This is a genomic window from Marinimicrobium locisalis (assembly GCF_039822625.1).
Lineage (GTDB): Bacteria > Pseudomonadota > Gammaproteobacteria > Pseudomonadales > Cellvibrionaceae > Marinimicrobium > Marinimicrobium locisalis.
This window is the reverse complement of the sequence record NZ_JBDLLG010000002.1, coordinates 160,301-178,172: the sequence shown is the minus strand read 5'-3', so window position 1 is coordinate 178,172 and position 17,872 is coordinate 160,301. Positions and strand designations below refer to the sequence as shown.

Sequence of the window (17,872 nt, the reverse complement as noted above, 5' to 3'; positions counted from 1 at the left end):
ACTTCCTAGCCCTCCAGCATGGCCCGGGCGCGTTTGACCGCCGCGCGTACCTGCTCTGGAGCGGTGCCGCCGGTGTGGTTGCGGGCCGCGACGGAGCCTTCCAGGGTCAGCACATCGAATACATCCTGTTCGATGGTATCGGAGAACTGCTTGAGCTCCTCCAGCGTCATTTCTGAGAGGTCTTTGCCGGTTTCAATGCCATAGGCGACGGATTTACCCACCACTTCGTGAGCATCGCGGAACGGGGTGCCCTTGCGCACCAGGTAGTCCGCCAGGTCGGTGGCGGTGGAGAAGCCACGGCGGGCGGCTTCGTACATATTCTCTTTGCGCGATTCGATGGCCGGAATCATGTCGGCAAAGGCCCGCAGGCAGTCCTTCACGGTATCCACCGCATCAAACAGCGGCTCCTTGTCCTCCTGATTGTCCTTGTTATAGGCCAGGGGCTGGGATTTCATCAGGGTCAGCAGGCTGATCAAATGGCCATTAACCCGGCCGGTTTTGCCGCGTACCAGCTCGGGTACGTCCGGGTTTTTCTTCTGGGGCATGATGGAGGAGCCGGTACAGAACCGATCCGGCAGGTCGATAAAGCCGAACTGGGCCGAGGTCCACAGCACCAGCTCCTCGCTGGCCCGGGAGAGGTGGGTCATCAGAAGACTGGCAAAGCTGCAGAATTCGATGGCGAAGTCCCGGTCGCTGACCGAATCCAGGGAGTTTTCCGTGGGCTTGTCGAAACCCAGCAGCTCTGCGGTCATGGCCCGGTCGATCGGGTAGGTGGTCCCGGCCAGGGCGGCGGCGCCCAGGGGCGACTGGTTCATACGGGCACGGCAGTCAAGCAGGCGGCCGTGGTCGCGCTGGAGCATTTCGAACCAGGCCAGCAGATGATGGCCGAAGGTGACCGGCTGGGCGCTCTGCAAATGGGTGAAGCCGGGCATAATGGTGTCGGCTTCGCGCTCGGCCAGATCGAGCAGCCCTTTTTGCAGGCGGCTCAGTTCAGCGCTGACCGCGTCGATTTCATCCCGCAGGTAAAGGCGGATATCCGTGGCCACCTGGTCGTTGCGCGAGCGGCCGGTGTGCAGTTTCTTCCCGGCGATGCCGATGCGCTGGGTCAGCGCCGCTTCCACGTTCATGTGCACATCTTCCAGTGCCACGGACCAATTGAACTGTCCGGCTTCTATGTCGGCACGCACCGCTTCCAGGCCCTCCAGAATCAGGTCCCGCTCTTCGATGCTCAGCACCCCCACCTTGGCCAGCATAGTCGCGTGCGCCACCGAGCCCTTGATGTCATGCTGATAGAGGCGATAATCAAAACCGACCGAGGCGGTAAAACGTTCGACAAAGGCGTCGACGGGTTCGGAAAAGCGGCCGCCCCAGGATTGGTTGGTCTGCTCCGAAGATTGATCGCTCTGACTCATGAAGACACTCGCTGTAGTTTGACGTGGGTAGCAAATTTGGCGCCTGCGACTACCGAAATCGCTAAAAACGCGTAGGATACTTATTGAGGAATCAATTTCCCTCAAAGGGCGCACAGTATAAACCAGAAGGGCTCTGATTTGACCGACTCTCACGCCAGCCGCACCGACCGAGCGGAAAGCGACAACTTTCTGCCCAACCTGTGCGCCCCCCAGGCCGTGCTGGTGCTGGTGTTGGTGGCGGAGCTGCTCTCGTTGCTGCTGGCGATGATCAACCGCGGGCTGGCCCACCTCACCTGGGACGCGGTGGCCCTCTACTCCTTCCAAGTGCAGTGGATTGTGCTGGTCAGCGCCGTGTTGCTGTGCCGGCTACAGCCGTCGCTGAACCGTTGGCCGGCGGTGCGCGCGGGCGCGGTCAGCTATGGGCTGGTACTGCTGGTCACGCTGGTGTTCTCCCTGCTCGGCCAGTGGCTGATGCAGGGGTTTCTCGGCGCCCCCTGGTCCCTGAACCTCTGGCAGCTGGCCGAGAACCTGCTGAGCGCCGCCATTCTGGCGGGCATCGGGCTGCGCTATCTCTACCTACAGCAGCAACTGCGCAACCAACAGCAGGCCGAGCTGAATGCCCGCATCCAGGCGCTGCAATCCCGTATTCGGCCGCATTTTCTGTTCAACAGCCTCAACAGCATCGCCAGCCTGATCGCCACCGCGCCGGACCGAGCCGAACGGGCGGTGGAGGACCTTGCCTCCCTGTTCCGGGCCAGCCTGGCCGAACCGGCGCTCATTCCCCTGGCCCGCGAACTGGAGCTGTGTCAAGGCTACCTCGCCATGGAGCAACTGCGCCTGGGGGACCGGCTGCGGGTGGACTGGCATTTGGAGGCGCTGCCGGAAAGCACCATGATTCCGGCGCTGCTGCTGCAACCGCTGCTGGAGAACGCCGTGTTTCACGGCATTGAGCCACGCCCCGAAGGGGGTGACATTCAAATTCAAATCGCCCGCTCCGGCATGCAGCTGGCGATTCGCATCGATAACCCCTTGCCGGCCACCGGCCATACCAGTGAGCGGCCGAGCAATAAAATGGCACTGAACAATGTCCGTCACCGCCTACAGGCCCACTTCGGCCAGGCCGCGCGCTTGTCCGAAACCCGCGATGGCGGTAGGTTTACGCTGATTATCACATACCCGTTGGAGTGAGCCATGGATGTATTGATCGTCGATGACGAACCCCTGGCGCGCGAGCGTCTGGCCCGCATGGTGGGCCAGTTGGAAGGCTATAATGTCGTCGCTGAAGCGGGCGATGCCGACGCCGCCATGGTCGCCATTCAGGAACAGGACCCGGACGTGGTGCTGCTGGATGTGCGCATGCCGGGGGAGGACGGGGTCAAGGCCGCCCACCGAATCGGCGCCCTTGAGGACCCGCCCGCGGTGATTTTCTGTACCGCCTTTGACGAGTACGCGCTGGACGCCTTCGGCACCCAGGCAGTGGGTTACCTGCTCAAGCCGGTGCGCCGCGAACAGCTGGAAGCGGTATTGGACAAAGCCCGTACGCCCAACAAGTTGCAGAAACAGGCCCAACAAGGCAAGCCCAAAGGTCGCAGCCATATCAGCGCCAAAACGCCACGCGGGGTGGAGCTGATTCCGCTGGAGAACGTGCGCTATTTTATGGCGGACCAAAAGTACGTCACCGTCTATCACACCGGCGGGGAACACCTGCTGGATGACACGCTGAAAGAGTTGGAAGACGAGTTCGGTGAGCGCTTTTTACGCACCCACCGCAGCGCCCTGGTCTCCATGCCCCACATTCAGGCCATGGAACGGGACAGTGAAGGGCACTACCGGGTGAGACTGGCGGATACCGAGGCGCGCCCGCCGGTCAGCCGGCGCCATGCCGGGGCGCTCAAGGAGCTTTTGCAGTCACTGTAACGGCCGTCGGGCTTACTCCGCCTTTTCAGACCGAATTTCCTGAAAGGCCTCGCGTGCCCGCTTGAGTTTTTCAAAGAAAGCGGGCGTGGCATTATCAAACGGCGCCTGGCCGCGCTCGGCCCGTTCACGTTCCATGGCTTCATACCGGCGCTGGGCCATCTTCTCAATACGCTGGCGGTCCTCGGGGGTGAGCTCCAGCCCCATGTCCCCCAGGTTTCTCTGAATATTCCCTTCCCGAAAACCGGCGATGGGCATGTCGCCATAGCCGCGTCGGTTCGCCAGTTCGCTCCAGGCAAACGCCTCCAGCAACTGGCGTTTGGCCTGGGCTTGATTCTCCTGCTGGTTGGCTTCAATCGCACGGGAGGTGGCGTTGAAGGCCAGCAGGTCGAGCGCATAAGCCGAGCCTTGCGTCGCCGCCTGCTTGAGCAACACTTCGGCGCGCAGAAAGTCATGCTCATTGGCCGCCTGAAATCCCAGCCGCTGCTGAGCGTACATATCCCCCGAGGCGGCCAGGGCCTGCAGGGTTTCCCGGTCGTAGTACTGATAACCGGTGGATTCGCGATCAAAGCCCCGCTCCCGAGCCCATTGCTCGTAGGCCGCTTCATCTTCCGGAGTAATGCCCGCCGCCTCCAACAGGGCCGCTTCGGTGGGGGAGTCGGGCAGGGCGGCAAGGCGGTCCCGCAGGGTATCCCCCTGCGCTTGCGGGCCGGGGCGGGCGCTCTGCTCCAAGGTGCCGGCGAGCTTGTCCCGCAGCGCGAGCCAGGCTGCCTCATCCTGCGAGTCGGGAGCGGCAGACGGTTTATCGTCGGTGGCGGGCGTTTTTTTCGCTGAAGCGGCCGTGGCCGCAGTTTGGTCCCGCGACGGCGGCGTTTCCAGCGGCCACCAATACCAAGCTGCTGCTCCGAAAGAGGCCAGAAGGATCACAAACACAATGGGTCGCCCAATCACGTTGAATCTGCTCATACCGAATTACTCAGATTGGAACGCATCGATAACGGTTTTCGCCCAGGGCTCCAGCGCCTCGGCGGCGTAAAGCAACCGCCCCTGATGAAAGCGGGCCTGAATGCGAAACGGGTCGTGCACCCGGCTGTTGTCCAGCAGCAGAGCCTGGTCCGCCACGGGAAGGGCCTGGATTAACTGCCCCAGAGAGCGCTCAACCCGCGGGCCGATTTTGGCCTCGGGCACAGCGTGGCCGCCTTCGCCGACCCGCTGTTCCACCCGCAGGCGGTTCAGCGGTATCGCGGTCAAATGAATCGCGTAGAGTTCAACGGCGTAGCCCGCGCACTTGGCCTCGTGAATAAAATCCAGTTTCGAGGGGTGCGAGAAGACGGTTTCAAAGCAGAACGAGCGCTGCTGCGCCAGCGCCAAATGGCGACTGCGTTCGACCAGGCGCATGGCCTCATAACTATGGGCCTCGGGGGCGTCGGGCCACATTTCCCGGGCGAGCACGTCGGCGTTGAGGAAGGGAATCTTCCGGGGCGCCAGGTAGGTGTTGTAAAAGGTGGATTTGCCGGCCCCGTTACCGCCCACCAGTAAAATCACCACGGGCCGCTTCGCGTGGGTCATACCCCGGAGACGACCCGCTTGCCCTCGGGGGTATAGGCAACGATACGCGAGCCATCCTCTGGGTCCACCCCGTAGCGGACCGGGGCCGCACTGACTCGACCGGGCAACCGGCCCGAGCGGCGGTCGGCCTCAAGCTCGTCCACGATGCTGTCCATCGCCACATCCTCGGCCTGACTTTCTTCAAGCCGAAGGGTCACCAGCCCCTGCATGAGCGCCAGACGCTGATCCGAGGTCATCATGCGGGAGATCAATTGCCCGAGCGAGGCCCAGTACTCAATCTGGCGAGGCACCGAGCGGTGCTCCAGGGCGGCCTCCTGCTCGGCCTTCTGCATCAGGGCCGGGTTTAAACGAATCGGTTTTTGTTGAGCCATAGCGAGTGCCTCTTAGGTGCCACCTCCGAAACAAAAATGGCAACGCCGTGGATATGACTTGATAGTAGCAACCCGCTGCATTTTGAGCAAATTGCTACACTTTCCCCTGAACCTCAACCCTGGACCTCATGATCCTCTTCCCTTGGCCCCCGCCTCTGTCTGGTATCATCCCCTTTTATCTGCATCCGCGACTGGACGAATTATGCCCGAGACGTTACGCATTGCTACCCGGAAATCCCTGCTGGCCCTGTGGCAGGCGGAATATGTCAAATCCGAACTGGAAAAACACCACTCCGGCCTGAAGGTGGAGCTGGTGCCGTTAACCAGCCGGGGGGACAAGATTCTGGATGTGCCCCTGGCGAAAGTGGGCGGCAAGGGCCTGTTCGTAAAGGAGCTGGAGCACGCCATTACCAGCGATGAGGCCGACATTGCGGTGCACTCCATGAAGGACGTGCCCATGGAATTCCCCGAAGGGCTGGGCCTGCCGGTGATTTGCCCCCGGGAAGACCCCCGCGATGCCTTTGTCTCCAACCAATTCGAGCAACTGAGCGACATGCCCGCCGGCACTGTGGTGGGCACCTCCAGCCTGCGCCGGCAGTGCCAGATTCTGGCGGCCCGGCCGGACCTTCATGTGAAATTCCTGCGCGGCAACGTCCAAACCCGCCTGCGCAAGCTCGATGACGGCGAGTACGACGCCATTGTGCTCGCCACCGCCGGCCTGGTCCGGCTGGAGTTGGAAGAGCGCATCCGCAGCCGCATCGCTCCGGAAGAGTCATTGCCCGCCGGGGGGCAGGGGGCGGTGGGCATTGAGTGCCGCAATGACGACGCGCGCACCATCGAGCTGATCAAACCCCTGCACCACGAGCCCACCGCCGAGCTGGTGCGCGCCGAACGCGCCATGAACCGGCGGCTCGAAGGTGGCTGCCAAGTCCCTATCGCCTGCTATGCTATTCCGTGTGAAGAAGGGCTTTGGCTGCGCGGGCTGGTGGGTTCACCGGATGGGACCGAAATGCTCTACGATGAGATTCGCGGTCCCATTCCCGAAGGCGAAGCCATGGGCATCACCCTGGCGGAGCGCCTGCTGGAGGCCGGTGCCGGTCGCATTCTGGCGGAGGTCTACGGGGAGGAGCGCCCGCAGTGAGTGCGCTCGCGGGCCTACAGGTCCTGGTCACCCGGCCGGAACCTCAGGCCGGACGCTGGGCCCAACAACTGCAGGCGCTCGGTGCCGTCCCGCTGGTAGCGCCCATGATGACTCTCGAGGCCGTCAGCGAACCCGAAGCGAGAGAGGCGATCAAAGCCTGCATCATGGACTTTGATCTCTACCAGAAAGCCATTTTTGTCAGTCAAAACGCCGTGGCACACGCCTTTGACTGGCTCGATCATTACTGGCCCCAGTTGCCGATGGGTGTGGAGTACTATGGTGTGGGCGAGCGCACCGCTCGGGCCCTGGCCGAAGAGGAGGTCGAAGTCACCGCCTGGCAGTCCCGTGGGGCCATGAACAGCGAAGCATTACTTGAAGCGCCAGAGTTGCAGAATGTGGCCGAACAGCGCATTGTGATTTTTCGTGGCGTGGGCGGACGCGGCCTATTGGGGCAAGCCCTGCGCGAAAGGGGCGCCCGAGTGGATTACTGCGAGCTGTATGAACGCCGCTGTCCCGAGGATGCGGTGGAGCGGCTACGCCGGGCGCTGGCACCGCGGCCCACAACCAGACTGATCGTCGCTTTACACAGTGCCGAGACTCTGGACAATTACCACCAAACCCGGGGCCAACTGGCGGAAGAGTCCGACGCTTTGGCCCAGGCTCCACTGCTGGTGCCGGGCGAACGCGTGGCGCAGCGTGCCCGAACACTGGGCTACCACCGCGTGCTGGTGGCCGAAAATGCCACGGACCCAAGTATGCTGGAAGCGTTAGAAGCCGCCAGCCAGGACCCAATACTTTTTCAGACCGACGGAACCCGCTACCGTGACTGACAACGACAAGCCCGACCAAAAGCCCGATGACCAGCCCGCCGAAACCTCGGCGGAGGCCCAGACGCCCGCCAGCCCCTCCAATAGCGGGCCGACCGACAAGGAACCGCCTAAAAACAAGCCCAAGCCGGGCCCCCGGCGGGCGCGCCACTGGGGGCGCTGGTTGTTTGCAATTGTGTGGGTAGGGCTGACCCTCGCCGCCGGCTATGGCGTCTGGTGGGTATGGCAGGATTTGAATGAACAGCGCGCGATCGTCTCCGAGCTTCGCGAAACGGTCGCCGAACAGGAAGAATCCCTCGAACAACAGAACCGTGAACTCCGGCAGGCCCCCGAACAGCTCAAGCGTGAATTAAGCCGCGAACTCGATCAGAGCCAACGCGGGCAGTCCGAGATGCTGTCGAGCCTGGAGCAGCGGATGAACCGGGTCGACCGGCGCTTGAGCGCCATCGCCAGCACCAACCGGGAAGACTGGAAGCTGGCCGAGGCCGAGTACCTTTTGCGCCTGGCCAACCAACGCCTGGTATTGGAGCGCGATAGCGCCAACGCGCTGGCTCTGGCGCAAACCGCCGATGCCATTCTGCGAGACCTGGGCGACAGTGACCTGCTGCCCGTGCGCCGCGCCTTGGCCAGTGATATCGAGGCCCTTAAACTGGCCGACCAGGTGGACCGGGAAGGCATTTACGTTCGCCTGCTGGCCCTTGGAGAGCAGCTGCCCAAGCTGCCGCTGGTCGAACCCATGCGCGCCCCGGAGGGCGAAGCCTTTACCGGCGGCCCCGAAGGCGAGCCCGCCGAGGGCATTTGGAATCGAATCAAGGGCAGCTTTGCCCGCATGATGGACCGCCTGAGCAGTCACATCCGCATCCGCCAGCACGACAAACCCATTGAGGCGCTGGCCGATCCGCGCGAGCAGTACCTGTTGCGCCAACAGCTCCAGTTAATGCTCGAGCAGGCCCAGGCCGCGCTCCTGCGGGAACAGGGGCAGCTCTACCAAAAGAGCCTGAACCGCGCGGCGGACTGGATTGAAGCCCACTTTGCCCTGAACCCCCAAACCGAGACCGTCATGGCGCGGCTGCGCGACTTGGCCCAAGTGGATATTGCCCCGGAGCTGCCCGACCTGGACGATGCCCTCAACCTGCTTGAGACCCATATCGAGCGCCAACACCGTCTCTCTCCCGGCTTTCAGAGTGCGCCGGATGAGGAGGCCGACTCATGAAGCGGGCGCTGATTATCGTGGTCCTGGCCATGGTACTCGGGGCGCTGACCCTGGGGGCCATTCAGGCCGACAGCGGTTACGTGCTGATTGCCCTGGGCAACACCAGCATTGAGATGAGCTTTTGGCTGGCCCTGTTCCTATTGCTTGGAACGCTGGCGCTGATATGGCTGGTGCTCAAGCTATTGCGCGGGAGCGTCAAAGCCGGCCGCAAAGTGTCCCATAGCTTGTTTTCCGGCACCAGCGCCCGGGCCCAACGCCGCACCGCTAGCGGCTTGGTGGATTTTATCGAAGGCAACTGGAAGCAGGCCCAGCGCAAGTTGCTGCGCGCCGCCCCCAAATCCGAAACGCCGTTGATCAACTACCTGGCGGCGGCCCGTTGCGCCTACGAGCAGGGCGAGAACCATACCGCCCTGGAACTGCTGCACAAGGCCGAACAAAGCAACCCCAACAGCGAACTGGCGGTCGCGCTCACCCAGGCCCGAATGCAACTGATTAGCCGCCGCTACGAGCAGTGTCTGGCCACGCTTGAGCGGGTGAAACGCAAGGCGCCGCAACACCCGGTGGTGCTCGATCTGTTGCGTCAGGTCTACATCGCCCTACAGGACTGGGACGCCCTGAAGGCACTGATGCCCAGCCTGCGCGCCTACGGCAACCAGGGCGAGGCGGATCTGGACAGGCTCGCCAGTCAATTGCACCGGGCTCTGCTGGAGCAGGCCGGTCAGCGCGCCCGGGGTCTGAGCCCCGAACGGGCGCGGGAGTCGCTCAACCACCAATGGCGCGACGTGCCCGGCGCCCTGCGCAAGCAGCCGGAAGTGGCGGAACTCTATGCCCGGCAACTGCTGGCCAATGGCCTGCCAAAAGAAGCCGAAGCGGTAGTCCACAAAACGTTGGACAAGCACTGGTCACCGGAGTTGGTAAGGCTTTATGGTTTGATTCCGGCAGAAGACCCGGGCCAGCAGCTGATTACCGCCGAAGGCTGGCTGAAGCAGCGCCCGGCCGACGCCGTGCTGATGTTGACCCTGGGTCGGCTGAGCCTACGCAACCAACTGTGGGGTAAGGCGCGGGATTACTTTCAGAGCAGCCTGAAGCTGCATAAACACCCGGAAGCCTGTGCCGAGTTGGCCCGCCTTTTGGCCCACTTGGGGGAGCACAAGAAAAGCACCGAGTACTACCAACAGGGGCTGCTGCTCACCACCGAGCGGCTGCCCGACTTGCCGTTGCCCAAGGACGTCCACTAGTACGCACACTGTGTGCCGGCGCGGCTTAAAGGTTGCCTGGAGGAGCCACGTGTTCGTGGCTCCTCCAGGTGTATTGAAATAATAACAATGTGATCATGCAGTAAGGATCAGCATTCAAAGGAGATTGCTATGCCTCTTCCTCATGTATTGCGGATAGTCATATTTTGCATTATGGCCGCCCGCTATCGACTCAAGTTGCTGGCCGCCATTGTCGCCGGCGTGCTTATTCTGCTCGGCATTACCTTCCTCTCCGGTAAAGCTTACCAGCATCTGGACCGAGACCCCCACCGGGGCGCCATCGCCTTGGAAAACGGCGCCTTCGGCGAAAGTTACGACACCCCCATCTACTTGGAGCAGGGGTGGAGCGCGGCGGACACCCTCTGGTACTACAACACCACTCAGGGCTCGGCGCTGCTGCCCTACGATCTGTTTCTCGCGCTGGAGCAAGAGGACTCTGAAGCGCTGTTCCGCTCGGACCACAACATGGACCGCTACCGATACCTGCCCCAGAAACCCACCTTCTTCAACCCCCACGGGTTGCCGGTGGGTTTCACCAAGGAAAGCTACCGGGGAATGGACTACATGGGCTTCACCTGTGCCGCCTGCCACACCGGCCAGGTGAACTACCAAGGGAAGGCCATACGCATCGACGGCGCGCCGGCCATGGCCGACATGGACGGCTTTCTGCACGGGCTGGAAGGGGCCCTGCGTGCCGCTCGGGACATTCCCGCCAAGCGGGAGCGGGTCATTGATCGAGTTCTCGCTCAAGACAACGACTACGAGGAGCGCGAAGCGGTAGTGGAGGACCTTACCCACTGGGCCGATCAACTCCAAATGTACAACACCATTAACCACAGCCATATTGACTACGGCTATGGCCGCCTCGATGCCTTTGGCCGTATTTACAACCGAGTGCTGCGCCACGTGCTCGATCGCGAGCAGTTGCGCCAGCGGCTGCTCGCCACCGCTACCCCCGATGGCCAGCTAATGCTGACCGAGGCCGAGGTCGACCGGGCCCTTGAGGGAATCGACCCGACCCTGATTTCCGACCGCGACTTCACCCGGGTGGTTAAGCGCCTGCAATCCACCGAGGACGGCCTTCCCGGGCTCTCTCAGCGAGACATGTTGCGCCTGCGCGATCAGTTGCTGAACGAACCCAATGCCCCGGTGAACTACCCCTTCGTTTGGGACCTGACCCACTCGGACTATGTGCAATGGAATGGCTTGGCCAACAACGCCGATTTGGGTCCCCTGGGGCGCAATGTGGGCGAGGTGACCGGTGTATTTGCCAAGCTCGACTGGGAAGCGAAGGAGCCGGGTTTCAGCCTGTCCAGTTGGTTGACCGGTCAAGAAAACAAACAAGAGCGCATCGAATTCACCTCCAGTATCGACCTGACCAACCTTCAGCGCCTGGAAGCGCACCTGGGCCGCTTGACCTCCCCGCAATGGCCCGAGGAGATTCTCGGGGAGTTCGATCCGGAGAAAGTCGCCTTGGGGCGGCGCCTCTACGCCCGCCATTGTCAAAGCTGCCACCAGATTGTCCAACCCAGAGCCTGGGACCGCATGGTCGTTGCCGATATGACCGACATCGACGTACTGGGCACCGACCCGCAAATGGCACGCAACAGCGTCAACTACAAGGGCTATTCCGGAAACTTCAAAAACACCTACCAAAGCACCACCGCCGGCCCGCTGATTCTGGGAACCCAGGCGCCGGTTATCCAAATTCTAACCTCCGTCACCAAAGGGGCCACCTCCACGCCGGACCCCGACAAAAGCTGGTTCCGCCGGCGCCTGGACTGGCTCTATGTTCTGGGTCTGTCCTGGTTCGAGAACGACGTCAAATACAGCATGAAGGCGGGGAACTACCGCCCCGACACCACATCGCGCCCCTATGACTCGCTGCTCGCCTATAAAGGGCGGTCACTCAATGGCATCTGGGCGACGGCGCCCTACCTGCACAACGGTTCGGTCCCTACGCTGTACGACCTGCTGCTGCCTACCAGGCGTGAAGGTGACCCGGAGGAGGGGGAATATCGCCCGGAGCAATTTCAAGTGGGCAGCCGGGAATTCGATCCAGTCAAGGTGGGCTTTCGAACCGACGGTTATGAAGGCTTCACCCAGACCACTCACCGCCTCGGTGACCGGAACACCGGCCACGAATACGGCGCGCGGGAAATTCGGCTGCCCAACGGCGACGTGCGCCGGGCGCTGACCGAAGAGGAGCGCTGGGCGCTGGTGGAGTATTTGAAAACACTCTAACGTTTCATCCTGGGGGCTCATAACCAGTGGTCCCGGGGAACCAACCTTGGCAAACGGACACAAAGAGGGCTCAATAAACAATTTTAACGCCACTCAGAGGTTTGTAAGATGGCAGTACGGTGTTGTCGGAGGCTGACGTTGGCCGCGCTTTATGCCCTTGCGGCGCTCGCGGCTCCCTCCTTCGCGGCCGAGGCCGACCTGTCCGACCGCCCGATCGATTATGTACTGGCCACCGAGCAGTACGTGGTGGAAGAAGTGCTCCCCCATGTTCCCGGCGCCGCTCTGGCAATCATTGCCGACGGCCAAATTGAACTGCTCAAGGGATACGGTACCCGGCGCCAGGGGGGCTCGGAGCCCATCGATCAGAACACCGTCTTCCGGCTCGCCTCTGTTTCCAAGACCATTGCCGGAACCGCGGCGGGGCTCGCGGTGCACTCAAATGACCTGCACTGGGAAACCCCGGTGAAAGACTATTTAGCGCTGGATTTCAGAAACCCGGATTACAGCGCCAAAATCACGTTGCAGAACTTGCTCTCCCACACCACCGGCCTAATGCCCCAGGCCTATACCAACCTGATTGAGGCCGAGGTTCCCTACCCAGAGGTCATCGACCGGCTGGATGAAGTCTCTTTCATCTGTCCACCCTCCAGTTGTTACAGCTACCAGAACGTGGCCTTTAGTTTGGTGGGGGATGTTTTGCTGGCCGCCACCGGCGAAACCTATGAGGACTATGTCCAACGGCGGCTATTCGAACCCTTGGGCATGAACGACGCCTCTTTTGGCTGGCAAGCCTTTACCGGCAGTGCCAACCGGGCCACTCCCCACATTAAGGTTCGCGGGCGCTGGCACCCGATTGAACCTTCACCCAACTACTACCTCGTGGCCCCGGCCGCCGGCGCCAACGCCAGCATCAAGGACATGGCCCTTTGGGTTCGAGCCCAATTGGGCCAGCGGCCCGACGTCCTCCCCCCCGAGCTGTTGGACCAGTTACACAGCCCCCAAGTGGCCACCAGCTACCGGCAGGCCCACTACCGCGCTCACCCACAGCTGAGCAACATTCACTACGGGCTGGGCTGGCGTCTGTTTGATTTCGGCGGCAACCGAAACTTCGTTCACCACGGCGGCTGGGTCCAGGGCACCCGCACCGAGGTGCTGTTCAACCGGGAGCACCGGCTGGGGCTGGTGTTTCTGACCAACTCCGAAAACCGCTACGCCCGGGAAGTGGTGTACCGGTTCCTGGAGCTTTATACTGACTATGATCGCCAGATCGAGGCCCCACCCCTTCTAAAGCAGGCCAAGCAATCCAAGCATGACTCCTGAATTTATCGACCAGATCCATACGGTGAGCGCCGAAGACTGGGACCGGCTTGTGCCCTCGGACTATCCCTTTGCCCGGCACGCGTTCCTCTCGGCCCTTGAAGACAGCGCCAGCGTCGGGCCACGGGGCGGCTGGCGTCCTCAGCATCTGTTGCTCCGAGATGAAGAAGGCCGGCTGCGGGCCGCCATGGCGCTTTACCTGAAGGACCATTCCTACGGCGAGTACGTATTCGACTGGGGTTGGGCCCAAGCCTATGCCGACCACGGCCTGGACTATTACCCGAAGCTGGTAGCGGCCATTCCCTTTACCCCCTGCACCGGGCCCCGACTGCTGGCCGCGGGGGAGGAAGCACAGTGGATGCCCATGGCGGTGGCGGCGTTGAATCAGCGCTGCCGAGAGACCCATGCCTCGGGTTGGCACTGTCTGTTTCCCGCCGACACCGAAGCGCTCCTCTGGCGGGCCGAGGCACCCGCCGAGCGCACCGGCTGTCAGTTTCACTGGTTCAACCGGAGTTACCGGGATTTCGAGGAGTTTCTGGACACGCTGAGCTCACGCAAGCGTAAGAACCTGCGCAAAGAGCGGCGCCAAGTCCAAGAGCAGGGCATCCAATTCCAATGGAAAGAGGGCGCCGAGATTACTCAAGAAGACTGGGCGTTGTTTTACGGCCTGTACCAGCTCACTTACCTGAAGCGCAGCGGCCGGGGCGGCTACCTGACACCCGCGTTTTTTACCCTGATCGGGGAGCGACTGCCGGAGAACCTGATGATGGTGCAGGCCTTCAAGGAAGGAGAGGCCATTGCCGCGGCGCTGTTTCTGTTCGACCAAACCACGCTCTACGGGCGTTACTGGGGCTGCCGCGAAGAGTATGAATTTCTTCACTTTGAAACCTGCTATTACCAGGGAATGGATTTCGCCATGGCCAAGGGCCTGCAACGGTTCGACGGCGGCGCCCAGGGCGAACACAAGCTCGCCAGAGGCTTCGAACCCCGGCTGACCCAGTCCTTTCACTGTTTGCGAGAGCCGGCTTTTCAGGCGGCGGTAGAGGACTTTGTCGAACGCGAACGGGTTGAGGTTCTCGGCTATCGCGAAGCGGCGCGGGCCCGATTACCTTATCGTCACAGAGATTAACGCGCCACGGGCCTAAAGATTCACGTGCCGGGCTGGCCCGGGCCGTCCAAATCCGTTTTAATACCCGTTTCGGTCCACCGGACAACGCTCACTCACGAAGCTATACCCGCACCCATGCCCCTATCCATGCCACGATTGCACCCCGGCCGGATTCTCGAGGTCCTCGATGACATTGATCAGAGCCCGGATTCCTACACGTTAAGTCGGCCCGCCGCCCTGCGCCGGGTGTTTGTCACTCTCGCCAGTGTCTGTGTGGGCCTGCTGATTCTGCACTACGCCAAAAACTCTTACCTCCTATACCACGGGCTGGCGGCCCTGGGGGAGTGGCGAGGGCAGGGCGCCGGCGCCTACACGGCCTGGTTGCGTGAGTCCCAGTGGCGCTCTCTCATCGGCTATGCCTGGTGGACCGGCTGGCACCTGATCTGCTTTTTACTATTGCCCTGGTTGGTTATCCGCTTCGTTTGGAAATTGCCTCTGGCCGATTTCGGCTGGCGTTGGGGGGAAACCCACCGGCACTGGCGGGGCTATGTTCTGCTATTGAGCCCCATTCTGTTTTTCGTGTTTCTGGTAAGCCAGGGGGATGACTTCGTCAACCATTACCCCTTTTACCCCCAGGCGGGGCGCAGTTGGCTGGATCTACTCGCCTGGGAAGCGCTGTATATGACCCAGTTTGTGGTACTGGAGTTTTTCTTTCGAGGTTACATTCTGCGGGCGTTGCGTCCGGCTCTGGGCGCCAATGCCATCTGGATTATGTGCGTGCCCTACCTGATGATTCACTTCCCCAAGCTTTGGCTGGAGGCGACCGGGGCCATTTTGTTTGGGTTGTTTTTGGGGATACTGGCGCTACGCTCACGCTCGATCTGGGGAGGGGTAATGGTGCACGCCGGGGTGGCCCTGAGCATGGACATGGCTGCCCTGATGCAAAAAGGTCAGTGGCCCGCCCAATGGTGGCCTTTTTAACCGGCCAGCGTAAGGTGCCAGCGCGCCCGGGCTTATGGGAGCAGCGCCCTCTGGGGCAGCTCCCGAAGGCCGCCGCTCAAGAGGACCCCTGCTTTGTCGCCCGACATGGGCCGTGCGAAGTGGTAGCCCTGACCCTGCTCACAGCCGAGCGCTACTAATGTTTTCGCCACCGCCGCCGTTTCAATACCCTCGGCAATCACCCCCAGCTCCAGCGCATGCGCCATGGAAATAATGGCTTGAACCAAGTGCACGCCGGTGCTCTCCTCCAGTTTCGCGGTAAAGCTCTGGTCTATTTTCAACACCTCCAGGGGAAAGCGCTGCAGATAACTCAATGAGGAATAGCCGGTGCCGAAGTCGTCCACCATTATGCCGCAGCCCATCACCCTCAGTCGTTCCATCCGCTCAATCACCTGAGGGTTATCGTCCACCAGGATGCTCTCAGTCAACTCCAGCTTCAGTTGCCCCGGCTGCACGCCGTGTTGGGCCATGGCCTCCCCCACGGTTGCGATTAAGCCGGCCTGGAAGAACTGTATGCTGGAGAGGTTCACACTAACGTAGAACGGCTGAAACCCGGGAATATCCCGTCGCCATTGGCCGATTTGTCGGCAGGCCTCGTGCAATACCCAGTCGCCCAGCGGGTTGATCAACCCGGTCTCTTCCGCCAGGGCGATAAACTCGCCCGGGGAAGTCAGCGATCCGTCTGGCTGGCGCCATCGCACTAGAGCCTCAAAACCTCGCAGTTCGCCTCCCGACAAATTGACGATGGGTTGGTACAGCAGCTCAAAGGCCTCGTCTTTCAAGGCCTGACGCAGATCGTGCTCCAGTTCGAGGTCGCGCTTAGCCTTTTGCTGCATTTGGCGATCGAATACACAAGTGCTACCGAGGCCTTCGCGTTTGGCTTCGTCCTTGGCCAGCGTCGCATCCCGGTAGAAGGGTTCGGCATCCGTATAGCGGGGCTGGTAGTGGGCAATGCCGATACTCAGGGAGAGGAAGAACTCCTGCTCGCCGAGCCGAAAGGCCTTCTCAAAGCTTTCATGCAAACGCTCGGCTTGGCGCTCCACCGCCTGCACCTGAGCGGCGCCTTCAAAAAGCAACGCAAACTCATCGCCCCCTACCCGAGAAACCAACAGCGCCTTGGGCACGGCCGATTTAATTCGCCGGGCGATGACTTTGAGCAATTGGTCACCTTTGCTAAGCCCGAAATTGTCGTTAATCCGCTTGAAACGGTTAACGTCCACAAACATCATGACAAAGTCGCCCGGCGCCGCCTCTTGCCGTTCATGCACAAGCGCGCTCAAGCGGTTCATAAAGAATTTTCGGTTGGGCAGAGCCGTGAGCGGGTCGTTAAAAGCCAGGTAGCGAAGCTCCTGCTCCATTTGTTTGCGTTCGGTAATATCGAAAACGCTGCCCAGGTAACGGCTCTCGCCGCCGCCGTGCAGCCGGCTCAGAGTCACATACAGCCAGCGGTGAATACCGGTTTTGGTCGTAATAAAGGTTTCTCGAAAAAGGTGCTCTTCGGCTTCGCCCCGCGCCAACTCCACCCCCGCTTCGAAGCCGAGCAGATCCACCACCGGCATTTGATAAAGCTCGCCCTCACTGTAGCCGGTAATCGCACGCATGGCGGGGTTAATGTAATCGAAGGCGTGGTCACAGGTAAAAATGCCGCTGTCACTGGTTTCCGCCAACAGCTCAAAGCGCCGCTCGCTGCTGCTGAGTGAACGAGCGATATGGCTGAAACGCCGATCCACCATTACGGCCAACAGCAACAGCGCCACGATGACCAGTACCGTCATTGCCACCAGCGAGCCGAGGATTTTGTGGTCCATTTGCAGGCCACTTAATAGCTTGTCCGGCTGAAGATAAAACTCAGTCGCCGCCATGGCCACAAAGTGCATACTGCTGACCGCCAAACCCAGCAGCGCCGCGCCCACCAAGTAAGCCAACCAACGACGCCGTTTGTTGTTCAGCAACCAAAAATTGCTGGCCAACCCCAACCAGGCCACGCCCACCGACAGCGCGATGGAGAACACAAACAGCCCCGGCTGGTAGCGCATAGCCACCGGTGCCGTCAACGCTTCCATTCCGACATAGTGCATGGTGCCGACTCCGAGACCCAAGGAAATCGACGCCACCACCAAGCGCTGGGAAGGGGGCACTCTAAGACGCGCGCTTATAAAGGTTCCGGCCACCCCGATGACCACGGGCACAATAGAGAGCAGGGTGATGACCGGGTCATAGGTGACCGGTACTGGGAGGCGGTGCGCGAGCATCGCCGTAAAGTGCATTGCCCAGACTCCACAGCCCATGGCAATGGCTCCGGCGAGCACCCAGCCGAGGCCCGCACTGGCCGACTCGGTGGCACGATAGCGTTCCAGCACCGGCAACAGCGTGGAAGCGGCCAGCACCGAAAGCGCCACGGCCAAGGCCATCAGCCCCAGGTGGTGGTGTGCGGTCAACGGCTCCAGCTGATCTGGATGGGGTTCAAACCGCCAAAACATACATCAACCCATCGTTTTTGG

General features: G+C 61.5%; 15 protein-coding genes. 10 read left to right on the top strand and 5 right to left on the bottom strand.

What is annotated here, in order from left to right; genetic code table 11:
• Positions 1-5 precede the first annotated feature (5 nt).
• A complete protein-coding gene (gene argH, locus AAE514_RS02520; protein ID WP_347329931.1) occupies positions 6-1,412 on the bottom strand; it encodes an argininosuccinate lyase in 1,407 nt (468 codons plus the stop codon).
• Positions 1,413-1,550: 138 nt separating this feature from the next.
• Here argH and AAE514_RS02515 point away from each other — a divergent pair, with 138 nt between their 5' ends.
• Both AAE514_RS02515 and AAE514_RS02510 read left to right on the top strand, forming a co-directional pair.
• Positions 1,551-2,600, top strand: coding sequence for a sensor histidine kinase (locus AAE514_RS02515; RefSeq protein ID WP_347329930.1), 1,050 nt, complete (start codon positions 1,551-1,553; stop codon positions 2,598-2,600).
• A 3-nt stretch (positions 2,601-2,603) separates the two neighbouring features.
• The gene (locus AAE514_RS02510; protein WP_347329929.1) at positions 2,604-3,329 is read left to right on the top strand and encodes a LytR/AlgR family response regulator transcription factor; all 726 of its coding nucleotides are present in this window, start codon (positions 2,604-2,606) and stop codon (positions 3,327-3,329) included.
• 12 nt (positions 3,330-3,341) lie between these two features.
• On the opposite strand, the gene AAE514_RS02505 is transcribed toward AAE514_RS02510, so the two are convergent.
• Genes AAE514_RS02505 through AAE514_RS02495 form a run of 3 tightly spaced genes read right to left on the bottom strand, consistent with a single transcriptional unit; the run spans position 3,342 to position 5,266 of the window.
• Positions 3,342-4,292: a hypothetical protein gene (locus AAE514_RS02505; RefSeq protein WP_347329928.1), complete on the bottom strand. Its 951-nt coding sequence runs from the start codon at positions 4,290-4,292 to the stop codon at positions 3,342-3,344.
• A gap of 6 nt (positions 4,293-4,298) precedes the next feature.
• A complete protein-coding gene (locus AAE514_RS02500; RefSeq protein WP_347329927.1) occupies positions 4,299-4,895 on the bottom strand; it encodes an ATPase in 597 nt (198 codons plus the stop codon).
• Entirely contained in the window at positions 4,892-5,266 is a 375-nt protein-coding gene (locus tag AAE514_RS02495; RefSeq protein ID WP_347329926.1) for a TA system antitoxin ParD family protein, read from the bottom strand. The genes AAE514_RS02500 and AAE514_RS02495 overlap by 4 nt, the downstream gene beginning before the upstream one ends.
• Before the next feature lie 202 nt (positions 5,267-5,468).
• Between AAE514_RS02495 and hemC the strand changes: the two genes are divergently transcribed.
• From hemC to AAE514_RS02455, 8 genes are all read left to right on the top strand, one after another.
• On the top strand, positions 5,469-6,407 hold the full coding sequence (hemC, locus tag AAE514_RS02490; RefSeq protein ID WP_347329925.1) for a hydroxymethylbilane synthase: 939 nt from the start codon (positions 5,469-5,471) through the stop codon (positions 6,405-6,407).
• A complete protein-coding gene (locus AAE514_RS02485) occupies positions 6,404-7,237 on the top strand; it encodes a uroporphyrinogen-III synthase (protein ID WP_347329924.1) in 834 nt (277 codons plus the stop codon). Before hemC ends, AAE514_RS02485 begins: the two co-directional genes overlap by 4 nt.
• The gene (locus AAE514_RS02480) at positions 7,230-8,447 is read left to right on the top strand and encodes a uroporphyrinogen-III C-methyltransferase (RefSeq protein WP_347329923.1); all 1,218 of its coding nucleotides are present in this window, start codon (positions 7,230-7,232) and stop codon (positions 8,445-8,447) included. The genes AAE514_RS02485 and AAE514_RS02480 overlap by 8 nt, the downstream gene beginning before the upstream one ends.
• Positions 8,444-9,685 (top strand): heme biosynthesis HemY N-terminal domain-containing protein, encoded by a 1,242-nt coding sequence (locus tag AAE514_RS02475; RefSeq protein ID WP_347329922.1) that lies wholly within the window; start codon positions 8,444-8,446, stop codon positions 9,683-9,685. Before AAE514_RS02480 ends, AAE514_RS02475 begins: the two co-directional genes overlap by 4 nt.
• Positions 9,686-9,814: 129 nt before the next feature.
• A complete protein-coding gene (locus AAE514_RS02470; RefSeq protein ID WP_347329921.1) occupies positions 9,815-11,947 on the top strand; it encodes a di-heme-cytochrome C peroxidase in 2,133 nt (710 codons plus the stop codon).
• A gap of 108 nt (positions 11,948-12,055) precedes the next feature.
• Complete coding sequence (locus AAE514_RS02465; RefSeq protein WP_347329920.1) at positions 12,056-13,267, top strand: serine hydrolase domain-containing protein; 1,212 nt, start codon at positions 12,056-12,058, stop codon at positions 13,265-13,267.
• A complete protein-coding gene (locus AAE514_RS02460) occupies positions 13,257-14,393 on the top strand; it encodes a GNAT family N-acetyltransferase (protein WP_347329919.1) in 1,137 nt (378 codons plus the stop codon). The genes AAE514_RS02465 and AAE514_RS02460 overlap by 11 nt, the downstream gene beginning before the upstream one ends.
• Positions 14,394-14,519: 126 nt before the next feature.
• The gene (locus AAE514_RS02455) at positions 14,520-15,353 is read left to right on the top strand and encodes a CPBP family intramembrane glutamic endopeptidase (protein WP_347329918.1); all 834 of its coding nucleotides are present in this window, start codon (positions 14,520-14,522) and stop codon (positions 15,351-15,353) included.
• Between the two features lie 32 nt (positions 15,354-15,385).
• Here the strand turns inward: AAE514_RS02455 and AAE514_RS02450 are convergent, their stop codons facing one another.
• On the bottom strand, positions 15,386-17,851 hold the full coding sequence (locus AAE514_RS02450) for an EAL domain-containing protein (RefSeq protein WP_347329917.1): 2,466 nt from the start codon (positions 17,849-17,851) through the stop codon (positions 15,386-15,388).
• Between the last annotated feature and the right edge of the window lie 21 nt (positions 17,852-17,872).

What these genes read in the sequence shown, in the direction of transcription:
- AAE514_RS02455 (WP_347329918.1), top strand. Translation starts at nt 14,520, where the DNA reads ATGCCACGATTGCACCCCGGCCGGATTCTCGAGGTCCTCGATGACATT.
- AAE514_RS02460 (WP_347329919.1), top strand. Translation starts at nt 13,257, where the DNA reads ATGACTCCTGAATTTATCGACCAGATCCATACGGTGAGCGCCGAAGAC.
- argH (WP_347329931.1), bottom strand. Translation starts at nt 1,412, where the DNA reads ATGAGTCAGAGCGATCAATCTTCGGAGCAGACCAACCAATCCTGGGGC.
- AAE514_RS02510 (WP_347329929.1), top strand. Translation starts at nt 2,604, where the DNA reads ATGGATGTATTGATCGTCGATGACGAACCCCTGGCGCGCGAGCGTCTG.
- AAE514_RS02470 (WP_347329921.1), top strand. Translation starts at nt 9,815, where the DNA reads ATGCCTCTTCCTCATGTATTGCGGATAGTCATATTTTGCATTATGGCC.
- AAE514_RS02475 (WP_347329922.1), top strand. Translation starts at nt 8,444, where the DNA reads ATGAAGCGGGCGCTGATTATCGTGGTCCTGGCCATGGTACTCGGGGCG.
- AAE514_RS02465 (WP_347329920.1), top strand. Translation starts at nt 12,056, where the DNA reads ATGGCAGTACGGTGTTGTCGGAGGCTGACGTTGGCCGCGCTTTATGCC.
- AAE514_RS02450 (WP_347329917.1), bottom strand. Translation starts at nt 17,851, where the DNA reads ATGTTTTGGCGGTTTGAACCCCATCCAGATCAGCTGGAGCCGTTGACC.
- AAE514_RS02500 (WP_347329927.1), bottom strand. Translation starts at nt 4,895, where the DNA reads ATGACCCACGCGAAGCGGCCCGTGGTGATTTTACTGGTGGGCGGTAAC.
- AAE514_RS02505 (WP_347329928.1), bottom strand. Translation starts at nt 4,292, where the DNA reads ATGAGCAGATTCAACGTGATTGGGCGACCCATTGTGTTTGTGATCCTT.
- hemC (WP_347329925.1), top strand. Translation starts at nt 5,469, where the DNA reads ATGCCCGAGACGTTACGCATTGCTACCCGGAAATCCCTGCTGGCCCTG.
- AAE514_RS02495 (WP_347329926.1), bottom strand. Translation starts at nt 5,266, where the DNA reads ATGGCTCAACAAAAACCGATTCGTTTAAACCCGGCCCTGATGCAGAAG.